The organism is Gluconacetobacter dulcium, from assembly GCF_014174165.1.
Lineage (GTDB): Bacteria > Pseudomonadota > Alphaproteobacteria > Acetobacterales > Acetobacteraceae > Gluconacetobacter > Gluconacetobacter dulcium.
The window spans coordinates 35720-54431 of record NZ_JABEQN010000013.1; the positions used below are offsets into that span (position 1 = coordinate 35720).

Consider the following 18712-nt stretch of genomic DNA (forward strand, 5'->3'; position numbering starts at 1 on the left):
GAGAGGGGTGGTCGGCGGGCCGCGATTGGGGGCCGATTCCGTTCGGGAGTGTGTCTGAACCAGGAAAATTCTTCGGGAGACCTTAAAAATAGGCGATGCTGGCCGTCTTGCATGGAATGGCCCTGTCGATTGGGAGACGGTCGGCGGGCCTGTTTTTTACCGTCCGGGATGATCATGGCGGATAGTACCGTCATGGGTGTATCGGGACGGGTTTCCTTGTTGATAATTATTCTCATGATAGGGTAAGGGGGCTGAAACGCGCCGTAAGGGAAAACGCGGGCTGTGATGTCTTCCGATCCACTTCTGGAAACCTATCTGGCGAACCGGTCGCGTTTCGTCTCGCTGGCGACGGGCATGGTCGGGTGCCCGGCGCATGCGGAAGATATCGTTCAGGATGCCTTCGTCCATGTGGCGTCGGTGGCGAAACGCGGTGTCGTCGTGTTCAGCCCGATTGCGTATCTGACAACCATGGTGCGTCGGCTGGCGCTGGACCATCTGAAATCGTCGCGGCGGCAGGTTCCGATGGAGATCGACCATGCGCTGCTGGCGGAGGCCGGGGCGGCGTGTCCGACGCCCGATGTGCAGTTCCGGTTCAGCGAGGAACTGGGGGCTGTCGACCAGGCGCTGTCTGCCCTGCCGCCGCGCACCCGGCGCGCGTTCGAGATGTATCGGATCGGCGGCTATACGCTGCGCGAGATCGCGGCCGTGCTGGAGGTTTCGACCACGCGGGCACACAAGATGATCCAGATTGCGCTGGTTGCGTGTGCCACGGCGCTTCCTGACGCGGAATCGTGAAGAGTCCGCGCGTGGCGTTGAAAAAAGGCGGCCTGTTTCGTCCCTGTTTCAGGGTGGTCGTCCGGAACCTTGGTCGCGGGGCAGCGGGGAGCATGGTCATATGACGGCGACGCCGCTTCCGGGACGTGACGAGGCCATGCTGGAGGCTGCGTCATGGAAGATCCGGCTGAACGAGGCGCCGGATGACGAGGCCCTTGCCGCGGCGTGTGCGGCATGGCGCGCGCGCAGCGTTCTGCATGAGGCGGCGTGGCGGCGGGTGGAGAAGGCATGGGGGGTCGCCGGCGGGTTGGCCGGGGAGAACATGCCGGCCGGGGAGGCTGTGTCTTCCGCGGGGCGGCAGCGGCCCGGACGTGGTGGGCGGTGGTTGCGGCGCACCGCGCTGGGGGTGGCGGCCTCGGTGCTGGTGGGGGCTTTCGGGCTGCGGGCGCCTGACCTCGTGCTGCGTCTGCGCGCGGATTATGTGACCGGGGCGGGGGAGACGCGCACGCTCGCGCTGCCGGATGGATCGACGGTGATCCTGGGGCCGCGTTCGGCGATCGCGCTGCATTATGCCGGCCGGGAGCGGGCGGTTGCGCTGCTGGAAGGGGAAGCCTTCTTCACGGTGGTGCATGACGCGGCGCATGGATTTTCGGTGACGGCCGCGCGGGCGGTGGTTCGGGATATCGGCACCGCTTTTGACGTGCGGCTGGCGGGGGCCGGTGTGGCCGTGGCGGTGAAGGAGGGGATGGTCGGCATCTCGTGGCCGGGGCGGGGCGGTCTCGTGCGGCTGGCATCCGGGCAGCAATGGGCGGTCGATGGCGCGAGCGGGCGCGAACAGCGCGGGGAGGTCGATCCGGCAGGGGTCGGCGCGTGGGCTTCGGGCCATCTGGTGCTGGATGGCATGACCCTGGCGGATGCCGTGCGGACGCTCGGCCGCTATTATGCGGGGACCGTGCTGACGCATGGGCTGGAGCGCGACAGGGTGCCGATGGGCGGGGTTTACGATCTTCATCGCCCGAAAGAGGCGCTGGAAGCGATCAGTGCGCTGCATGGGGGACGGGTGGTGTCTCTGCCCGCCGGGCTCCTGCTGGTGCTGCCGGGGCCGGGGGCCGGCTGACGGCGCCGTGCCGGTTTTTTGGAAAAACTTTTCCGCGTCCCGTTGAAAACGGGCGTGCCCCGGCGGTCATGGGAATAAGCGAATGCATATCGTTCGCATCCATGATCCGTTCGACCGCCTGCGGGGCCAGTTGCCATGTCTGTTTGTTGTTCCTTTCGTCGTCACTCTGCTGCGTGCTTTCGGGGCGGGTTGCTTGCCGGTTCCTCGTTGCTGATGGTGGTTTTGGGTCTGCCCGGCGTGCCGCGTGCCCTGGCGGCCACCGCAACCGGAGCGGCGGCTTTCGCGGATGTGCGGCGGTTCGAGATTCCGCCCCAGCCGCTGGCGCGTGCGCTGGCGGCCTATGGGGCGCAGACGGGCATCCAGATCGCGTTCGACAGCGCGACGGTCTCGGGGGCGAAATCGGGTGCCGTTTCCGGGCAGATGACGGACGAGCAGGCGCTTTCGCGGATATTGGCCGGTACGGGCGTGCGCTATCGGAAGACGGGAAGCCGTTCGGTTTCGCTCGTCAGGGGGGCGTCGACCAGCATCACGCTTGGTCCGGTCCGGGTTGGCGGTGTGGTGGCGCATCAGAACCCGACCGGGCCGGGTGTGGGGTATTTTGCGGGGAATACGATGGCGGGTACGAAGACCGACACCGCGCTGATCGATATTCCGAATTCGATCTATGTCGTCACGAAACAGCAGATGGTGGACCAGCAGGCGCAGAGTGTCGCGCAGGCGTTGCGGTATAGTGCTGGTGTCTATGCCGAACCGCAGGGGACGAACCTGACCGGCAGTGCCTATAGTGGGTTTGACGGCATCAAACAGCGTGGATTCAATTCCAGCCAGTATGTCGACGGAATTCTTTCCGACTCATTCGCTGCGGGAGAGACGGCGTTTCTGGACCGGATCGAGGTCGTCAACGGGCCGGCTTCCGTCATGTATGGGCAGACCACGCCTGGCGGCATGGTGGGCATGAGCCTGAAGAAGCCGACCGAGACGCCCCTGCATGAAGCCACGGTGGGGTTTGGCAACTGGGGGCGGTATGAGGCGACGTTCGATTACAGCGACAGGGTCACCAGATCGGGAAACCTGCGCTATCGCGTGGCCGCGATCGGCGTTACGCAGGGCACCCAGATGGATTATGTGAATTATCAGCGGGTCGGCGTTCTGCCTTCCATGGCATGGGATATCGATTCGAAAACATCGCTTACCGTTCTGGGAAGTTATATGTACACGCCGCAGACCGGGGCGGCGGGGACGGCTTACCCCCTTGTGGGAACGTTGATTCCCGGTCCGGAAGGAAGGGTACCCCGATCGCGCTTTTTTGGCGATCCGGGTTGGAATACCAACTCTGCGCGGGACGCGATGTTCGAGTATCAGTTTCGTCATGTATTCAGCAAATATGTTGAGTTCAGCCAGTCCTTTCGTTGGGAGAAATCGCGGAACAACCTGGAGTATCTTTATTTTAGCGGACGGGTGTCGCCTTCGGAGTTCCGGCGTACGGCATGGTATTCCCAGGGGAAGAACAGAACCGTCGGGTTGGATAGCAGGCTGACGGGCCATGTGGATACCGGTCCGCTGTCGCATACCTGGATCGTGGGGTCGGATTTCAGGCAGATCGGGACGGACACCGATATCATGTTCGGCGAGGGTGACGTGATCGACATCTATCGTCCGGCCTATGACCTGCATACCTGCCTGCGGACGCCGTGGAGTTGTGGAAAGGCCAGTTATCCCAGTTCGAATACATATTTTCAGGAAGGGGTTTATTTCCAGGACCAGATCAGATGGAAAAATCTGTCGGTTCTGCTGGGCGGCAGGCAGGATTGGGTGAGCCGGGAATATATCGGCGGTACAAGGAATTATTATGCCGATGGCAGTGCTGCGACGAAGAGAGGAAAGCCGTCCGATCAGAATCAGGCGGCCTTCACGTGGCGTGCCGGACTGGTTTACAAGTTCGATTTCGGTCTTGCACCGTATTTCAGCTACGCGACATCGTTCGTGCCCCAGACCAGCAGCGACTGGATGGGGCGGCCGTTTGCGCCGCTGGTCGGCAAGCAGCTTGAGGCGGGCCTGAAATACCAGATTCCGAAAACGGATGTTCTGCTGACGGCATCGGCATTTCATATCAATGAAAATCATTATCTGATCGGAGATCCCGACCATACGAATTACAATGCCGATGCCGGCATGGTGACGTCGAAAGGGGTGGAGCTTTCGGCGAGCGCGAATGTTACGAAGGACCTGCATGTGGTGGCATCATACACCTATACAGACATGCGTTATGCAAGGAGTAACCTGACGGCCACGGTGGTCGATGCGGCGACCGGTGACGAGGGCCGTACCGTGTCGGAGCAGGGGCGGTATGTTCAGGGCACGCCACGCAACATGATGTCGCTGTTCTTCGACTACACGCTTCCGTTCGAGAGGGTGAAAGGGTTCGGTTTCAACTGGGGTATCCGTTATGTCGGGTTCACTTATGCGGATGCTGCGAATTCTTTCAAGGTGTCCCCCTATGTATTGTTCGATATGGGCGCGCATTACGATTTCGGCTCGATATTCAGGCGTCTGAAAGGATTGCGTGCGCAGGTTGCCGTTTCGAACCTTACCGACAGATATTATGTTACCTCGTGCGGTACGAACGACTGCTATATGGGACAGGGGCGCAGGGTGTACGGAAACCTCGCCTATAGCTGGTAGCTGGTGGAGAGAGATGGGCGTGACCGCTGGTTTGGGATAGGGTCGGGATTCCATTCGGCGAAGCGAGCGGTACGATGACAGCGCGGCAGGGTCCCCGGAACCGGGGTGAGGGTGCGAAGGCCGGGGCCGGGCCGCATGGTCATGACGACCCGGAAATGCCCAGCCCCGTGGTGGGACCGAGCCGGCCGCGCCTGTTCCGGGTGCTGGGGCCGGGGCTGATTACCGGGGCATCGGATGACGATCCGAGCGGGATCGCGACCTATTCCCAGGCGGGCGCGCAGTTTGCCTATGGGCTGTCGTGGACGCTGCTGGTGACCTATCCGCTGATGGTGGCGGTACAGATGATCAGTGCGCGGATCGGGCGGACGACCGGGCATGGGCTGGCGGGGGTGATCCGCCTGCATTGTCCGTCCTGGCTGCTGAGCAGTGTCGTGCTGCTGTTGCTGGTGGCGAACATCATCAATCTGGGTGCCGATCTGGGCGCGATGGCCGATGCGCTGGGGCTGCTGCTGCCGGCGCCGCATGCGCTGTATGTGCTGCTGTTTTCGGCGATTTCGATCTCCATGCAGCTTTTTTTGCAATACACGCGCTATGTGGCGGCGCTGAAATGGCTGACGCTGGCGCTGTTTGCCTATTTTGCGGCGCTGGCCTGTGTGGATGTCGACTGGGGCGCGCTGGCGTTGCATCTGGTCTGGCCCCCTCAGGCGCTGACATCGGATTATCTGACCGCACTGGTGGCGATCCTGGGGACCACGATCAGCCCCTATCTGTTCTTCTGGCAGGCGTCGGAAGAGGCGGAGGATCTGCGGGTGTATCCCCGGCGCGTCGATCTGGTGGATGCGCCGTCGCAGGGGCGGCGGGCGTTGCGGCGTATCGAGATCGATACATTGGTGGGCATGGGATTTTCGAATCTGGTTGCGCTGGCCATTCTGGTGACGTCTGCGGCGACGCTGAATGTGCATGGCATGACGCATATCCAGACCTCGGCGCAGGCGGCCGAGGCGCTGCGGCCGATCGCGGGGGCGTTTGCGTCGCTGGTGTTTACGGTGGGCATCGTGGGTACGGGGTTGCTGGCGGTGCCGGTGCTGGCCGGCTCGGCCGCCTATGCGGTGGGGGAGGCGCGGCAGTGGCCGACCGGGCTGGAGCGCCGGCCCAAGGAGGCGCAGGCATTTTATGCGACGCTGGTGATCGCTACGCTGATCGGGATGATCATCAATTTCGCGCCGGTTGATCCGATCCGGGCCTTGTTTTGGAGCGCCGTGCTGAACGGGGTGGCGGCGGTGCCTGTGATGGTCGTGATGATGCGGGTGGCGGCGCGGCGCGACGTGATGGGGCAATTCGCCATTCGCGGGCCGCTGAAATGGCTGGGGTGGGTCGCGACCGTCCTGATGGGCGGTGTGGTGGTGGCGATGTTCGGCGCCATGCTGTGAAGCCTTGTGGCGCAACGGCTGCCTGGGGGCAAAGGATGGAAACCGTGGGTTTCCGGTTTTGAGGGATGTGAGGGCGCGGGGTGGACCGTATGGTCCCGGATGTAATGTTTGCCCCGAGCACACGGCCCCGAGGCCGGGAAAGAGGTCAAGATGACGAAGCTGCTGGTTCTCTATTATTCCACCTATGGGCATGTCGAGACGATGGCCCAGGCCGTTGCGGAGGGTGCCCGTGCGGCGGGGATCGAAGCCGATATCAAGCGCGTGCCGGAGACGGTGCCCGAGGAGATCGCGAAGGCGCATCACTTCAAGCTCGATCAGGCGGCGCCGGTGGCGACCCCGGACGATCTGACGCATTATGACGCCATCATCATCGGTGCGCCGACCCGCTTCGGGCGGTTGCCGGCGCAGATGGCGGCGTTCTGGGACCAGACCGGCGGGCTGTGGCTGAAAGGGGCGCTGATCGGCAAGGTGGGCGCGGCCTTTACCTCGACCGCCAGCCAGCATGGCGGGCAGGAGACGACGCTGTATTCGCTGCTGTCGAACCTGATCCATCACGGCATGGTCATCAGCGGCCTGCCCTACAGCTTCCAGGGCCAGTTGACGCTGGATCAGGTTTCGGGCGGGGCACCGTATGGTGCGACCACGATCGCCGCCGGGGACGGGTCGCGCGCCGTCAGCGCCAACGAACTGGATGGCGCGCGCTTCCTCGGCCAGCATGTGGCCGGGCTGGCGAAGAAGCTCGCCTGATTGGGGGGGCGTCGTCCCCCCCCGGTGATTGTGTGATTGTGTGATTGTTGCGGAGGCTGTTTGAACGATCGGCCTGCCGGGCGGGATCGCCGGCAGGGTGGTTTTGCGAACAGCCTCAGGCCATGGCGGGGTCGGTTTGTCCGGGGCGGCCGGTTTCGACCCGGCCGGCGAACTGGTAGGCCAGTTCGGGCTCGGCCGGGCTGGTGAGCGTGACGTCGTACCACATCGCGCTGCCTGACAGGTCGAACGGCGCCTCGGCGGCGTGGCCGGGGGCGATGCGCAGGGTGCGTTTCACGTTCCGGTCGGCCAGGGTGCAGGCGACCGTGACCGTCCGCGGGCCGTTATTGGTCACGCGCAGGGTGAGGTCCTTGCCCCGGCCGTGGAGATAGCCGCACTCCACCTGCAAACGCAGGCCGGCCTGCCGGCCCCGGAAATGGCGATAGAAGCCGTTGGGGGCGTGGACCGCGACATCGTAGAGACTGTCGGCGAAGTCTGTCATGTCGAAGGCCGCGTCCAGCGTGTCGCCGGCCGCGACGGCGTAGGTGCCGGCCTGCATCGTGTTCCTGGCGCCGGTCTTGCCCGGTGCCAGGCCGTGGCAATAGACGTTGAAGGGCAGGCCCTGCGCCTGCGCGCCGTGCAGTTTCTGCCCGGCGTGCAGGCGCAGGGCGATCTGTTCGCCGTCCGGCGTCGGGCCGCCGTCGCAATGGGCTTCGTAGGGCAGGGCGCAGGAGGGGCGGGTGCCGGGTTCCTGCCGCACCAGGCTGCGCAGGCTCGCCGGTTCGGCGCGCAGGGTGGCGAGGTCGGCCGCGCTCAGGGCGCGGAAGCCGCCGGGCAGGGGGCGGTCCTTCGCGTCCTCGATGGTCTGGAGAAAGGCGTCGCGGTTGAGGAACGGCAGGGTGGGGACCGTGCCGTCATAGGGGCGGAAGCAGGAGGTCAGGTCGCCGCTGATCGCGCGGCGCCAGGGCGAGATGTTGGTTTCTGTGACCGTCTTGCCGAATTTCGTCTGGATGAAGGTCTCCAGGAACCGCAGGGTGGAGGTGTGCTCGAAAAGCTGGGAATTGACCCAGCCGCCGCGGCTCCACGGTGAGGCGATGATCATGGGCACGCGGAAGCCCAGCCCGATCGGGCCGGTGCGGGCCAGGTGGGGCGGGACGCCGCGCTCCACCTCGTCGCGCGCCGTGGTGTGTTCCAGCCCGTCGGGGCCGATCGTGGCCGAGGAGCGGCCGGTTTCCGGGCGGTAGGGGTCGGGCGCCGCGTAGGAACAGCCATGGTCGAAATAGCCGTCATTTTCATCGTACGTGATGATGAAGATGGTCTTTTTCCACACTTCCGGGTTTTCGGTCAGGATGTCCATGATTTCCGACACGTACCAGGCGCCGTACCACGGGGAGGTCGGGTGGTCGGAGAAATGTTCCGGCGCGGCCAGCCATGAAACGGTGGGCAGGGTGCCCGCGCGCACGTCCTGGCGGAACTGGTGGAGGATGTCGCCCTTGGGGGCGTCCATATGTCGCGTCCTGTCGCCGTCGGAGAAGGACAGGGTTTCCAGCGTGCGGTATTGCGGGTCGCCGCTGTTGATGACGAAGGCCCTCTCGAACAGGGCGCGTTCGGCGGGCGTGAGTTTCTGCATCGTGTGGCTGGCCGACGGGCGGCGGCGGGTCAGCACGTCGAGCAAGGCCCGGGCTTCGGCCAGTTGGTCCTCGTGCGTTTCGGAGACGAGCATTTCCTGCTTCGTCAGCCGCTCGATATGGTCCGTGCAGTCGTCGATGCGGGCTTCGAGCCAGTCGCTGAAGCCGGGATTGGCCGAGACGCAATACTGGTCGAAACATTCCAGGATGTTGCAGCCGAAATTGGAGAGCCATGCGCGCTCCCGCGCGCTCATGCCGCCGGTCTGGGAGAGTTCGTTCTGGTAGAATTTCCACGAGATGCCGGCGCTCTGGAGCCGTTCGGGGAAGGTGGTCCAGGTCATGCCGCCTTCGAGGATCTCGCCATTGCGCATGTAGACCCTGGAATCGGTCGTCTGCGCGTCGCGGACCGTGCCGGTCCAGAACAGCAGGCGGTTGGGCGTGGTGCTGGTCATGGCGCCGCAGTAATGCTGGTCGCAGACCGTGAAGGCGTCGGCCAGCGCGTAATAGAACGGCAGGTCCTCGCGCGTGTAGTGGCCCATCGTCAGCGGGTAGCGGTCATAGCCCTTGTGGTGAGATTTCTTGGCGTCGATCCAGCGGTCGTGGCCGCCGTCGTTCCACGCATCGACCTGGCTGTCGCGGGAATGGGGGATCGAGCCCATCCAGGTGACGCGCGTGTCGCGGATGTTCAGGCGCCACGGCGCGTAGGTCTGGCCGTCCGCGCCCGTCTGGGCGAAGACCGGGTTGCCGTTGGCCTGTCGCATCGCCCTGGGATCGTTGAAGCCGCGTACGCCTTGCAGCGTGCCGAACACATGGTCGAACGACCGGTTCTCCTGCATCAGGATCACGACCTGCTCGGCATCCTGCCACGTCGTGCCGGGGTTGGGGGCGATGGCGAAGGCGCGCTGGATGGCGGCGGGAAGCGTGGTGGTGGCGCCCGCCGCGCCGGACAGGAGGGCGTATTTGAGGAAGTCCCGGCGTGTCGTCATGAGTCTGTTCGGCCTGTGTGTTCTTCCGCGGCGGACGGAAATCGTGTGGATGTGGCGTGACATACGGCATGGTTGCCGGTTTTCATTGTGACAATTTCATGAAACGGAAGCGGATGGAAACGGTTCGTGCGCTGCCGGCGGCGGCCGGACATTGCCAACTTGTCAGGAAAAATGGTCCGCAAACGCATTGGAAATCCGGGACCGGTGTTTTAGAGCCTCGTGTTGTTGCCTTCTCTTATGCCCTTCGGGCGCCATGAACGACATCCGGGGACCATGAACAGGACCATTCGCTTTCTTCTGCTGCTGCCGGGCCTGTCTGTTCTGCAAGGGTGCTACGAGATCGGGCCGACGCGGCTGGACCGGGACCAGAGCGACTATTCGCGCGCGCTGACCAGTTCGGCCAAGCAGCAGACGCTGCTGAACGTGGTGCGCCTGCGCTATGCCGACACGCCGGGCTTCCTGGACACGACGCAACTGATTTCGGGGTATCAGCTTCAGCGCAATATCTCCGTGGGGATCGGCAACTATTCGGCGACCCGGCCCTATGGCGGGGCGGGGATGCAGGTGCAGGAAAGCCCGACCTTCACCTTCCAGCCCGTGACGGGGGATGCCTATGCGCAGAGCTTCCTGCGGCCGCTGCCGCCGGGGAACCTGCTGCCGCTGGCCATGGGCGGGCTGCCGATCGACGTGCTGTTCCGTCTGGCCGTCCAGTCGATCAACCTGATCAACAATACCGGGTCGCTGGGCGGGGATGTGGGGCGGGCCTCGCCGGCCTTCTTCGACCTGATCTACGACCTGCGGTTGCTTCAGCTTGCGGGGTTGCTGGGTATCCAGCTTGAACGCAATCCGGCGGCCACGGACAAGGACGTGCTGGCCGACCGGGTCTTCCTGTCCATCGCCTCGACCGACAATCCGGACCTGACGAAGGTGGTGCACGATACGCGCCGCCTGCTGGGCATGGCGCAGGACGACGAGCGGGTGGAGGTCGTCTATGGCGGCGGGCGACCGCGCCGGGGGCAGATCCAGTTGCTGACGCGCACCGTACTGGGGGTGCTGGGGCAGATCGCCTACCAGATCGACGTGCCGGAGGAAGACATTACCTCGGGCCGCACCCGCCCCACCATCAAGATGGTGGGGCGGGTGCGGCGGCCGATCGTGGTGGTGCATGTGACGAAGGAGCGGCCGGAGGCGGTGTTTTCCTGGACCAGCTACAATCACAAATTCTACTGGATCGCCGACGACGATTTCGACAGCAAGCTGGCTTTTACGATGTTGCAGATTCTGCTTGAGCTTTCCAAGACCAGCAAGGGGCCGAATACCATCGTCACCATTCCCGCCAACGGCTAGGGCGGGTCCTGTTTGAATGCGTGCATTCGAACGCGCATTCAAACAGGTGAAGAGGCCCTAGGGGCCGGAGGGGGGGCGTTGCTCGACGCGGCGGGCGATGGCGACCGCCCCCAGGTAGAGGACCAGATAGAGCGCGGGAATGAAGAAGATGATGCGTTCCAGATCGCCCATCATGGTCAGATTTCCTTTTCCGAAGTCTGTTCGTCCTGCGCATCGAGCAGGATGGCGCCGGCGCCGGCGATGAGGATGATCATCACCGTGCCCACGACCCACGCGAAATACCACGGCCCCTGATCGCCGACGAAGACGGCGAACAGAAGCGAGACGACCAGGGCGACGGCCAGCCCGGCCAGGCGCATGATGTTCATGACAGGGTCCTCAGTAGCTGTGGGTATCGTGGATGATGTCGGCTGTGCGGACCTTGCCGCGCATGACGTAGTAGCACCACGACGTGTAGGACAGGATGATCGGCACGAAGATCGCGGCCACCACCAGCATGCAGGCCAGGCCGTAGGCGCTGGCGGTGCTGTTCCAGATCGTCAGGCTCTGGTCCGGCATCGTGGCGGAGGGCATGAGGAAGGGAAACATCGCGGTGCCGACGGTGCCGATCGTGCAGGCCCAGGAGCCCGCGCCGATCCACCAGGCGAGAACCGGACGGTCGGCGCGTACCATCAGGGTGCCGAGCAGCATGCAGGCGATGCCGAGCAGCGGAATCAGCCACAGGGCCGGATAGGCATGGAAGTTTTCCAGCCATCCGCCGACGCTGACGGTGACGTGCTGCCCCTGGATCGGGTTGGCGGGCATGCCGGGGTTGGGGTCGGTCAGGCGGAAGCCGTTCAGGCGACTGATCCACACGCCGCCGATCGCGAACAGGGCTGCCGCGGCGACGCCGCCGCGCATCGCATAGCGCCGCGCGCGGCCGTGGATCGGCTCCTCCGAGCGCAGCATCAGCATGACGCCGCCCTGGTAGACGCTGAGGGCGACCGACATCAGGCCGCACAGGATCGCGAACGGATTGACCAGATAGGACAGGAAGGATTCGTCCTGGTAATACTGGCCGGTCCAGCCGAAATGATAGCCCACGCCCTCCAGTACGTTGCCGAAGGCGGCGCCGTAGATGAACATCGGCAGCGTGCCCGAGACCAGGAACGCGACGTCCCAACTGGCGCGCCAGTGCCGGCTGTCGGCCTTGGAGCGGTATTCGAACGCCACCGGCCGCAGGATCATGCTGAACAGCAGCAGGATCATGACGACGTAGAAGACCGAGAACGAGGTGGCATAGAGCGTGGGGAAGGCGGCGAAGATCGCGCCGCCGCCCAGGATGAACCACACCTGGTTGCCGTCCCAGTGCGGGCCGACGATGTTCAGCGCCGTGCGGCGTTCGCCGTCGTTGCGGCCGACGAAGCGCAGCAGCGTGCCCACGCCCATGTCCATGCCGACCATCGTGCCCAGCCCGATGAACAGGATGCCGAGGATGGCGGCCCAGACCAGTTTCAGAATTGCGTACGAGTCCATTTTACGAAATCCCCTTACGAAGACAGGGAGGAGGCGACGGAAAACGCGTCCTTCCGATCGTGCGCGACCGTCAGGTGCGGCCCTTGCGCGCCATGTGCGCCGTGATCGGGGCCGAGGCGGGCATATTTGAACATCAGGAACAGTTCGGCGGCGATGAAGGTGGAGTAGAGCAGCGCGAAGCCGGCCAGCGAGAAGATCATGTAGCCGATGCCGTGGCTGGAGGCGGACAGGAAGGTGGGCAGGCGGTTGAACACCGTCCAGGGCTGGCGGCCGGCTTCGGCGGTGATCCAGCCGAACTCGGTGGCCAGGATGGGCAGCGGGATGGACCACATGCACAGCTTCAGCAGCAGGCGGTTGCGTTCCAGCCGGTTCGTGAGGCTGACATAGGCGGAAAGGGCGAAGACGGCGAAGAACCACAGCGACAGGAACACCATGATCCGGAACGACCAGAAGGTGACGAACACGTTCGGCAGGATGTCCGGCTCGGTCTGCCGCACCACCTCGTCCATCTGCGCGGCGGAAAGGGCGCTGACATCCTGTCCGGGGGCGTGGCGCATGGCCAGGAAGCCGAAGCCCATGTCGGCCTCATGCGCCCTGAACTGCGCCAGGTCCGCCGGGTCGTGCGCCTGGCCGTAGCGGCGCAGCGCCGCCAGGGCCTGGATGCCCGATGCGATGCGGGGGCCGGCCTGTTCCTCCAGTTCGGTCATGCCGGTGATCGGCGTGTCGAAACTGTGGGCGACCAGCGGCGTCAGCACGAAGGGGACGCCGATTTCCAGATGGTTTTCCTGTCTGGCGTCATCGGGCAGGGCGAAGGCCAGCCACGGTTCGTACGGCGGCTTGCTGGTGTGCCACAGCCCCTCGATCGCGGCGATCTTGGTGGGCTGGTGCTCGTAGTCCAGCCGGCCCAGCACGTCGCCCAGCGTGATGACGGCGACGGTGGAGATGATGCCGAACAGGGCCGCCATGCGGAACGAGCGCGCCGCGAACGCCTTGTGCTGGCCGCGCAGGATGTAGAACGCGCTGATGCCCATGACGAACATCGCCGCCGAGACGTAGCCCGCGACCGACGTATGGACGAACTTGGCCTGCGCGTCGGGGTTGAAGATGACCTTCACCACGCTGTCGAACTGCATCCGCATGGTGTCCGGGTCGAAATGCGCGCCGTCGGGCATGTTCATGCTGGCGTTGGCCACCAGAATCCACAGTGCCGACAGGTTGGAGCCCAGTGCGACCAGATAGGTGATGGCCAGGTGCGCCGGGCGGCTGAGGCGGTCCCAGCCGAAGAACATCAGCCCGACGAAGGTGGATTCCATGAAGAACGCCATCAGGCCCTCGATGGCCAGCGGCGTGCCGAACATGTCGCCGAAAAAACGGGAATACATCGACCAGTTGGTGCCGAATTCGAATTCCATCGTGATGCCGGTCGCGACGCCGATGGCGAAATTGATGCCGAACAGCTTGCCCCAGAACTGGGCCATGTCTTTGTAGATCTGCCGGCCGGTGACGACGTACACCGTCTCCATCGCCGCCAGCATGAAGGTCAGCCCCAATGTGAGCGGCACGAACATGAAATGGTAAAGTGCCGTCAGCGCGAACTGGAATCGCGACAGGTCGACGACATCCGGATTGATAAGTTCCACGCTCGATTCTCCTGATTCTTGCAGTCTGGCCCGCGTGGCGTGGGCGCGGGCTTTGTCGTGTCAAGTGACACGGGGTCTTTCATCGTGTCGTGCGACACGCGGTCGTTCATCGTGTCGTGCGACACGCGGTCGTTCATCGTGTCGTGCGACACGCAGCCATCGTCATGTCATCGCGGCCTCCCGCGCGGTATCGCGACATCGTGGAAGCGGTGATCGGCGATCTCTACCGCCCGCTCCAGAAAGGGCAGGATGGCCGTGCGATGCGTGATGCACAGGAGCGTCGCATCATGCGGCAGGGAGGCCATGAGGGCGGTCATCACCGCTCGCTCGGTCGCCGCGTCCAGCCCTTCGGTCGGCTCGTCGAGGATCAGCCAGCGGGGACGGCGCAGCAGGACGCAGGCCAGCGCCAGCCGACGGCCCTGGCCGCCGGACAGGCGCAGCCCGGCCTCGCCGATCAGCGTATCCAGGCCGGCCGGCGTCTGGCGTACGAAGGCGGCCAGTTGGGCGGTTTCGAGCGCCGACCACATCGCGGCTTCATCCGCCGTGGGGCAGGCCATGGCCAGGTTGCGGCGGATGCTGCCCTGGAACAGGTGGGCGTCCTGCGCCATGACGCCGACCAGGCCGGACAGCGCGTCCGGGTCCAGCGCGCGCGCGTCCGTGCCGCCGAAGTGGATCGTGCCTTCCTGATAATCGTGGAAGCCGAACAGCAGGCCGGCGACCGTGCTCTTGCCCGCGCCGGACGGCCCGACCAGGGCCACGCGCTCGCCCTGGCGGATGGTGAGGTCGGCGTGGCGCAGCACCCACGCCTCGTCCGGGGCGTAGCGCATGCCGACCGCGCGCATGTCGAGGTCCAGCGGGGCGGTCGGGGACAGCGACCCGCCGGTCGCCTGCGGCGGCAGGGCGCAGGCCGCGCGCATGCGCCGGGCGGCCAGCCGGGCATGGCGGGCCATCTGCCGCGCCGCCGGCAGCGGGGCCACGCTTTCGAATGCCGCCAATGCCCCCAGACCGAGCATCGGCAGGCAGGCGGCGGACAGGAGGCCGCCATGCAGGGCCGTGGAGGCGCAGGCCAGCACGCCCAGCGCGGTCAGCATGGCCATTGCGCCGGTCAGGGCCCGCGCGCCGCCCTCGATCGCCGCCAGATGCAGGCGGGCGTGGCGGATCGCCGCCTGCCGGGTGTCGAGACGGTGGCGCATCGCGCCCTCCGCGCCCAGGAAGGCGATCTCGTCCGCGCCTTGCAGGATGTCCACCAGGTCGCCGTGCATCGCGTCCTGCTGGGTGGCGATGCGGGCGGTCGCGCGGTCCGACAGCCATCCGGCCGCCAGCGGCAGGAGCACGCCGCAGGTCAGCAGGCCGGTTGCCAGCACGAGGCCGGCCGAGGGGACGAAGGCGCCGACGAGACCGACGGAGGCCAGCCCGCAGACCGCCGCCGTGACGAAGGGGACGCCGGCATCCAGATAGGCGTGGCCCGCGCGCTCGGTGTCCGAGACGAAGCGGAAAAGCTGTTCGCCGCTGCGCTGGCGCGACAGGTGCGCGGGCGGTTGCCGGACCAGCCGGTCGAAGCTCCGGGCGCGGATCTGGCCGACCAGGCCCAGCGTTGCGTCATGGGTCACGACCCGTTCGCCGTAACGGGCCAGGATACGCAGCGTGGCCAGGAACCGGACGCCCGCCGCCGGCAGGGCCATGTTGAAGGCGTGGGCCGCCACCAGCCCCGCCAGCCCGGCGGTGGCCGCCGCCGCCAGCAGCCAGCCGGACAGGGCCAGCAGGCCGAAATTCGCCAGGGCCGCCAGGCAGGCCAGGACCAGCCCGGCCGCCATCCGCCGGCCGATCGGCCGTGTCGGCGCGAACAGGGGGGAGAGGTGACTCATGCCGCCGCCCTTTCGCTGGCGGACAGGGGACGGATCGTGCCGTCCGCGACCGCGAGCAGGTGATCGGCCTGTCCGATCATCGTCCGCCGGTGCGTCGTGACGATGACGATCCGCCCCGGTACGGCGCGCCGGATGGCGTCCGCGACCCGTCTTTCGCTGTCCGGGTCCAGGTCGGATGTCGGTTCGTCCAGGATCAGGATGGCCGGATCGCGGATCAGGGCCCGTGTCAGGGCCAGGCGGCGCGCCTGCCCGCCCGACAGGCGGGCGCCGCGTTCGCCGATGGGCGTATCGAACCCCTGGGGCAGCGCCTCGATGAAGGCCAGTGCGTCGGCCTGTGCCGCCGCCGCGCGCAGTTGGGCCAGGTCGGCGTCCGGAGCGCCCAGGCGCAGGATGTCGGCAATGGTGCCGGATGGCAGGCAGGGGCGCTGCGGCACCCAGCCGATCCGGTCGCGCCAGGGGCCTGCGAGCGGTTGCCCCGCTTCATCCAGCGCGACGATGGTGCCCGCCGACGGAGCCAGAAGGCCCAGCAGGAGGCGCAGCAGGGTCGTCTTGCCGGCGCCGCTTTCGCCGACCACCACCGTCAGCGCGTCGCGGGGGAACTGGCAGGACGCATGTGCCAGAACCGGCGCGGCGTCGGTGCCGTAGGCGGCCGAGAGATTGGTGCAGGCGATGCCTGCGAGCGGCCCGGATGGCGGGGCGGGTGCGATCGTGGCCGCCATCGGTGCCTGGGGCAGGGCCAGCAGGGCGGCGATGCGCCGCATCGCCACGGTCGCGTTCTGCCGCGCGTGATAGCTGGCGGAAAAGGCGCGGAGCGGCATGAAATATTCGGGGGCCAGCAGCAGGACCAGAAAGGCGGTGCGGAAATCGGCATGGCCGGACAGCAGGCGTGCGCCGAACACCACCGCGACCAGGGCGATCGACAGGCTGGCGAAGAATTCCAGCGCCGCCGAGGTCAGGAACGCCACCCGCATGACCGACAGGGTGGTGCGGCGGTAATCGTCGGCCATGCGCCCGACGGTGCTTGCGGCGTGGTGCGCGTGGCCGAACAGCCGCAGGGTGGTCATGCCCTGAAGGAAATCGAGAAAACCGTTCCCCAGCAGCAGGAGCTGGGTCCATTGCCGGTCCATGATCGCCTGCGCGCGATAGCCGACCAGCGCCATGAACAGCGGGATCAGCGGCCCGGTGCAGGCCAGGATCGCGAAGCTCCAGCCGTCCAGGCCGGCCACGCAGCCCAGGATCATCAACGGCATGACGACCATCATCGCGGCGCGCGGCAGGTAGTGGGCGACATAGGGTTCGAGGGCGTCGATGCCTTCGGTCAGGGTGGTGACGGTCTCGCCGGTGCCCGCGCCGGCCATGCCCACGGAGCCGACCCGCAGCAGGTGGGCCAGCACGTCGGCGCGCAGGGCGGTCGTGACCTTCATGCCCGCCGTGGCGGCGGCCATGTCCGCCAGCCAGCCCAGGACCGCGCGGCCGGCCAGCAGGGCCGCCAGCCAACCCGCGCGGCCGGTTTCCTGGCCGAACGTGTGGGCGTGGAAGGCCAGATTGTCGACGATGCGGGCCAGGACGACCAGTTGCAGCACCAGCATGGCCGCCGCCGCGCCATTCAGGACCACCGCCACGCCCAGCCAAAGGCCGGCGCGCGATGCCAGGCCGGTCAGGCCCCTGTCCGCCGTCCGCATGGGTTGCGCACTTTCACCTGCCGAACGGCAGGATTGACTATACTTTCATGTATTATGAAAGTGTCATTTAATGTAACTATGAAATTATATGTGGTCAAGGGACCGTGATCGCGCGCCGTGCGGGCGCGCGACCTGTGTGTCGGGTGGGATCGGGTGGTGTGAGGGGTGTTGTGGACGGGGTGGCGTGCGCGCCTTACCCGTTGGGATGCCTGGGTTATTCCTGGCTGGTGGCCGCGCCGACGCGGGCGAAGACGGCCCCGGCTTCCTTGCGCGCGATGCGGGGTGTGCGGGCGATGTCGGGGTGGGCGTGGGTGTCCGTGCTGGATTGCGTTGGCCGCATGCCCAGCAGGAGGCGCATCCATTTCTCTTCTTCGGTGTCGGCGAAGCTGTAAAATATGGCGCGGGATTCGCGTTCGGTTCGCAGGATGCCGGCGCGGCGCAGGATGCCGAGTTGCTGGCTGAGGACCGGCTGGCCGATCCCCGTGCCGCTTTCCAGCGCGCTGACGGCGCGGGGGCCGTCGAGCAGTTGGGCCAGGATCAGCAGTCGTTGCGGCTGGGCGAACAGCTTGAGCCGTTCGGCCAGTTCCCGGGCGTCGTCCGCTGCCAGGGGGGTCATGCGCGCGGGTCCGGCCGGGTGCGCATGAACCATGCCGGTCCTGCTTCCGCCGCGTCCTGCTGGGTCTGGACGGCAGGGAGGACCGTATCGTGGCCCGGTTGCCAGCCTTCGGGCGTCAGCACGTCTTCCGTCGAGACTTTCTGCAATGCGGCGACCAGGCGCAGCATTTCCGCCACCGAGCGGCCGACCGACATCGGATACCATGTGATGGCGCGAATGGTGCCGTCGGGGTCGATGACGTGCACGGTTCGGACCGTGGCGCTGCTGTCCGCCGTCAGGTCGAGCATGCCGTAGGCGCGCGCGATCGCCATCGACGGGTCTTCGATGATCGGGAAGGGGATCGTGACCCCGAACTGGGCGCGGATGGCCTCGATCCATGCCAGGTGGGCGGGCAGGCTGTCCACCGACAGGCCGACCAGGGCGCAGTCCAGGGCCTGGAACTGGTCGAAGGCCGTCGCGAAGGCCAGAAATTCGCTGGTGCAGACCGGTGTGAAATCCGCCGGGTGGGAAAACAGCAGCACCCAGTGCCCCCGCAGGTCGCTCAGGCGCAGGCGTCCGTGCGTGGTCCGCGCGATGAAATCCGGGGCCTCGTCGCCGATTTTCGGCGGGGATACGGGCGCGGCGGCGCAGATCGTCGAATCGGAGTCGGTCATGCTTCCTTTCATAAATCGACCGCCAGCCTTGAC

Annotated in this window: 14 protein-coding genes; 6 read left to right on the forward strand and 8 right to left on the reverse strand. The window is 66.0% G+C overall.

From position 1 onward, the window contains the following. Positions 1–285: 285 nt before the first annotated feature. The 5 genes from HLH25_RS11410 to wrbA all read left to right on the forward strand — a co-directional run bounded on the left by HLH25_RS11410 (position 286) and on the right by wrbA (position 6750). Positions 286–795, forward strand: a complete 510-nt coding sequence (locus HLH25_RS11410) for a sigma-70 family RNA polymerase sigma factor (RefSeq protein WP_246402109.1) — start codon at positions 286–288, stop codon at positions 793–795. A gap of 100 nt (positions 796–895) precedes the next feature. Then, positions 896–1891: a FecR family protein gene (locus HLH25_RS11415; RefSeq protein ID WP_182974184.1), complete on the forward strand. Its 996-nt coding sequence runs from the start codon at positions 896–898 to the stop codon at positions 1889–1891. Between the two features lie 213 nt (positions 1892–2104). Continuing rightward, positions 2105–4573, forward strand: a complete 2469-nt coding sequence (locus tag HLH25_RS11420) for a TonB-dependent siderophore receptor (protein WP_246402054.1) — start codon at positions 2105–2107, stop codon at positions 4571–4573. Positions 4574–4740: 167 nt separating this feature from the next. After that, positions 4741–6003 (forward strand): NRAMP family divalent metal transporter, encoded by a 1263-nt coding sequence (locus tag HLH25_RS11425; protein ID WP_343065494.1) that lies wholly within the window; start codon positions 4741–4743, stop codon positions 6001–6003. Between the two features lie 150 nt (positions 6004–6153). Further along, positions 6154–6750 carry an NAD(P)H:quinone oxidoreductase gene (gene wrbA / locus HLH25_RS11430; protein WP_182974187.1) on the forward strand — a complete coding sequence of 199 codons (597 nt, stop codon included), beginning with the start codon at positions 6154–6156 and terminating at the stop codon, positions 6748–6750. 115 nt (positions 6751–6865) lie between these two features. On the opposite strand, the gene HLH25_RS11435 is transcribed toward wrbA, so the two are convergent. After that, a complete protein-coding gene (locus HLH25_RS11435; RefSeq protein WP_182974188.1) occupies positions 6866–9361 on the reverse strand; it encodes a phosphocholine-specific phospholipase C in 2496 nt (831 codons plus the stop codon). A gap of 273 nt (positions 9362–9634) precedes the next feature. Between HLH25_RS11435 and HLH25_RS11440 the strand changes: the two genes are divergently transcribed. Further along, a complete protein-coding gene (locus HLH25_RS11440) occupies positions 9635–10708 on the forward strand; it encodes a hypothetical protein (protein WP_220791789.1) in 1074 nt (357 codons plus the stop codon). A 176-nt stretch (positions 10709–10884) separates the two neighbouring features. Here the strand turns inward: HLH25_RS11440 and HLH25_RS11445 are convergent, their stop codons facing one another. From HLH25_RS11445 to HLH25_RS11475, 7 genes are all read right to left on the reverse strand, one after another. Then, positions 10885–11076 carry a hypothetical protein gene (locus tag HLH25_RS11445; protein WP_182974189.1) on the reverse strand — a complete coding sequence of 64 codons (192 nt, stop codon included), beginning with the start codon at positions 11074–11076 and terminating at the stop codon, positions 10885–10887. 10 nt (positions 11077–11086) lie between these two features. Continuing rightward, a complete protein-coding gene (gene cydB / locus HLH25_RS11450; protein ID WP_182974190.1) occupies positions 11087–12223 on the reverse strand; it encodes a cytochrome d ubiquinol oxidase subunit II in 1137 nt (378 codons plus the stop codon). Between the two features lie 14 nt (positions 12224–12237). Beyond that, on the reverse strand, positions 12238–13863 hold the full coding sequence (locus tag HLH25_RS11455) for a cytochrome ubiquinol oxidase subunit I (RefSeq protein ID WP_182974191.1): 1626 nt from the start codon (positions 13861–13863) through the stop codon (positions 12238–12240). Positions 13864–14030: 167 nt separating this feature from the next. Continuing rightward, positions 14031–15728, reverse strand: a complete 1698-nt coding sequence (cydC, locus tag HLH25_RS11460) for a thiol reductant ABC exporter subunit CydC (RefSeq protein ID WP_182974192.1) — start codon at positions 15726–15728, stop codon at positions 14031–14033. Further along, entirely contained in the window at positions 15725–17410 is a 1686-nt protein-coding gene (gene cydD, locus HLH25_RS11465; protein ID WP_182974193.1) for a thiol reductant ABC exporter subunit CydD, read from the reverse strand. Before cydD ends, cydC begins: the two co-directional genes overlap by 4 nt. A gap of 214 nt (positions 17411–17624) precedes the next feature. Beyond that, the gene (locus tag HLH25_RS11470) at positions 17625–18026 is read right to left on the reverse strand and encodes an ArsR/SmtB family transcription factor (RefSeq protein ID WP_182974194.1); all 402 of its coding nucleotides are present in this window, start codon (positions 18024–18026) and stop codon (positions 17625–17627) included. Beyond that, on the reverse strand, positions 18023–18679 hold the full coding sequence (locus HLH25_RS11475; RefSeq protein WP_182974195.1) for a peroxiredoxin: 657 nt from the start codon (positions 18677–18679) through the stop codon (positions 18023–18025). Before HLH25_RS11475 ends, HLH25_RS11470 begins: the two co-directional genes overlap by 4 nt. Between the last annotated feature and the right edge of the window lie 33 nt (positions 18680–18712).

Bases quoted from the DNA above. Each gene is read 5' to 3' on its own strand.
- HLH25_RS11470 (WP_182974194.1), bottom strand. From the start codon at position 18,026: ATGACCCCCCTGGCAGCGGACGACGCCCGGGAACTGGCCGAACGGCTC.
- cydB (WP_182974190.1), bottom strand. From the start codon at position 12,223: ATGGACTCGTACGCAATTCTGAAACTGGTCTGGGCCGCCATCCTCGGC.
- HLH25_RS11420 (WP_246402054.1), top strand. From the start codon at position 2,105: ATGGTGGTTTTGGGTCTGCCCGGCGTGCCGCGTGCCCTGGCGGCCACC.
- wrbA (WP_182974187.1), top strand. From the start codon at position 6,154: ATGACGAAGCTGCTGGTTCTCTATTATTCCACCTATGGGCATGTCGAG.
- cydC (WP_182974192.1), bottom strand. From the start codon at position 15,728: ATGAGTCACCTCTCCCCCCTGTTCGCGCCGACACGGCCGATCGGCCGG.
- HLH25_RS11440 (WP_220791789.1), top strand. From the start codon at position 9,635: ATGAACAGGACCATTCGCTTTCTTCTGCTGCTGCCGGGCCTGTCTGTT.
- HLH25_RS11445 (WP_182974189.1), bottom strand. From the start codon at position 11,076: ATGAACATCATGCGCCTGGCCGGGCTGGCCGTCGCCCTGGTCGTCTCG.
- cydD (WP_182974193.1), bottom strand. From the start codon at position 17,410: ATGCGGACGGCGGACAGGGGCCTGACCGGCCTGGCATCGCGCGCCGGC.
- HLH25_RS11415 (WP_182974184.1), top strand. From the start codon at position 896: ATGACGGCGACGCCGCTTCCGGGACGTGACGAGGCCATGCTGGAGGCT.
- HLH25_RS11410 (WP_246402109.1), top strand. From the start codon at position 286: ATGTCTTCCGATCCACTTCTGGAAACCTATCTGGCGAACCGGTCGCGT.
- HLH25_RS11435 (WP_182974188.1), bottom strand. From the start codon at position 9,361: ATGACGACACGCCGGGACTTCCTCAAATACGCCCTCCTGTCCGGCGCG.
- HLH25_RS11475 (WP_182974195.1), bottom strand. From the start codon at position 18,679: ATGACCGACTCCGATTCGACGATCTGCGCCGCCGCGCCCGTATCCCCG.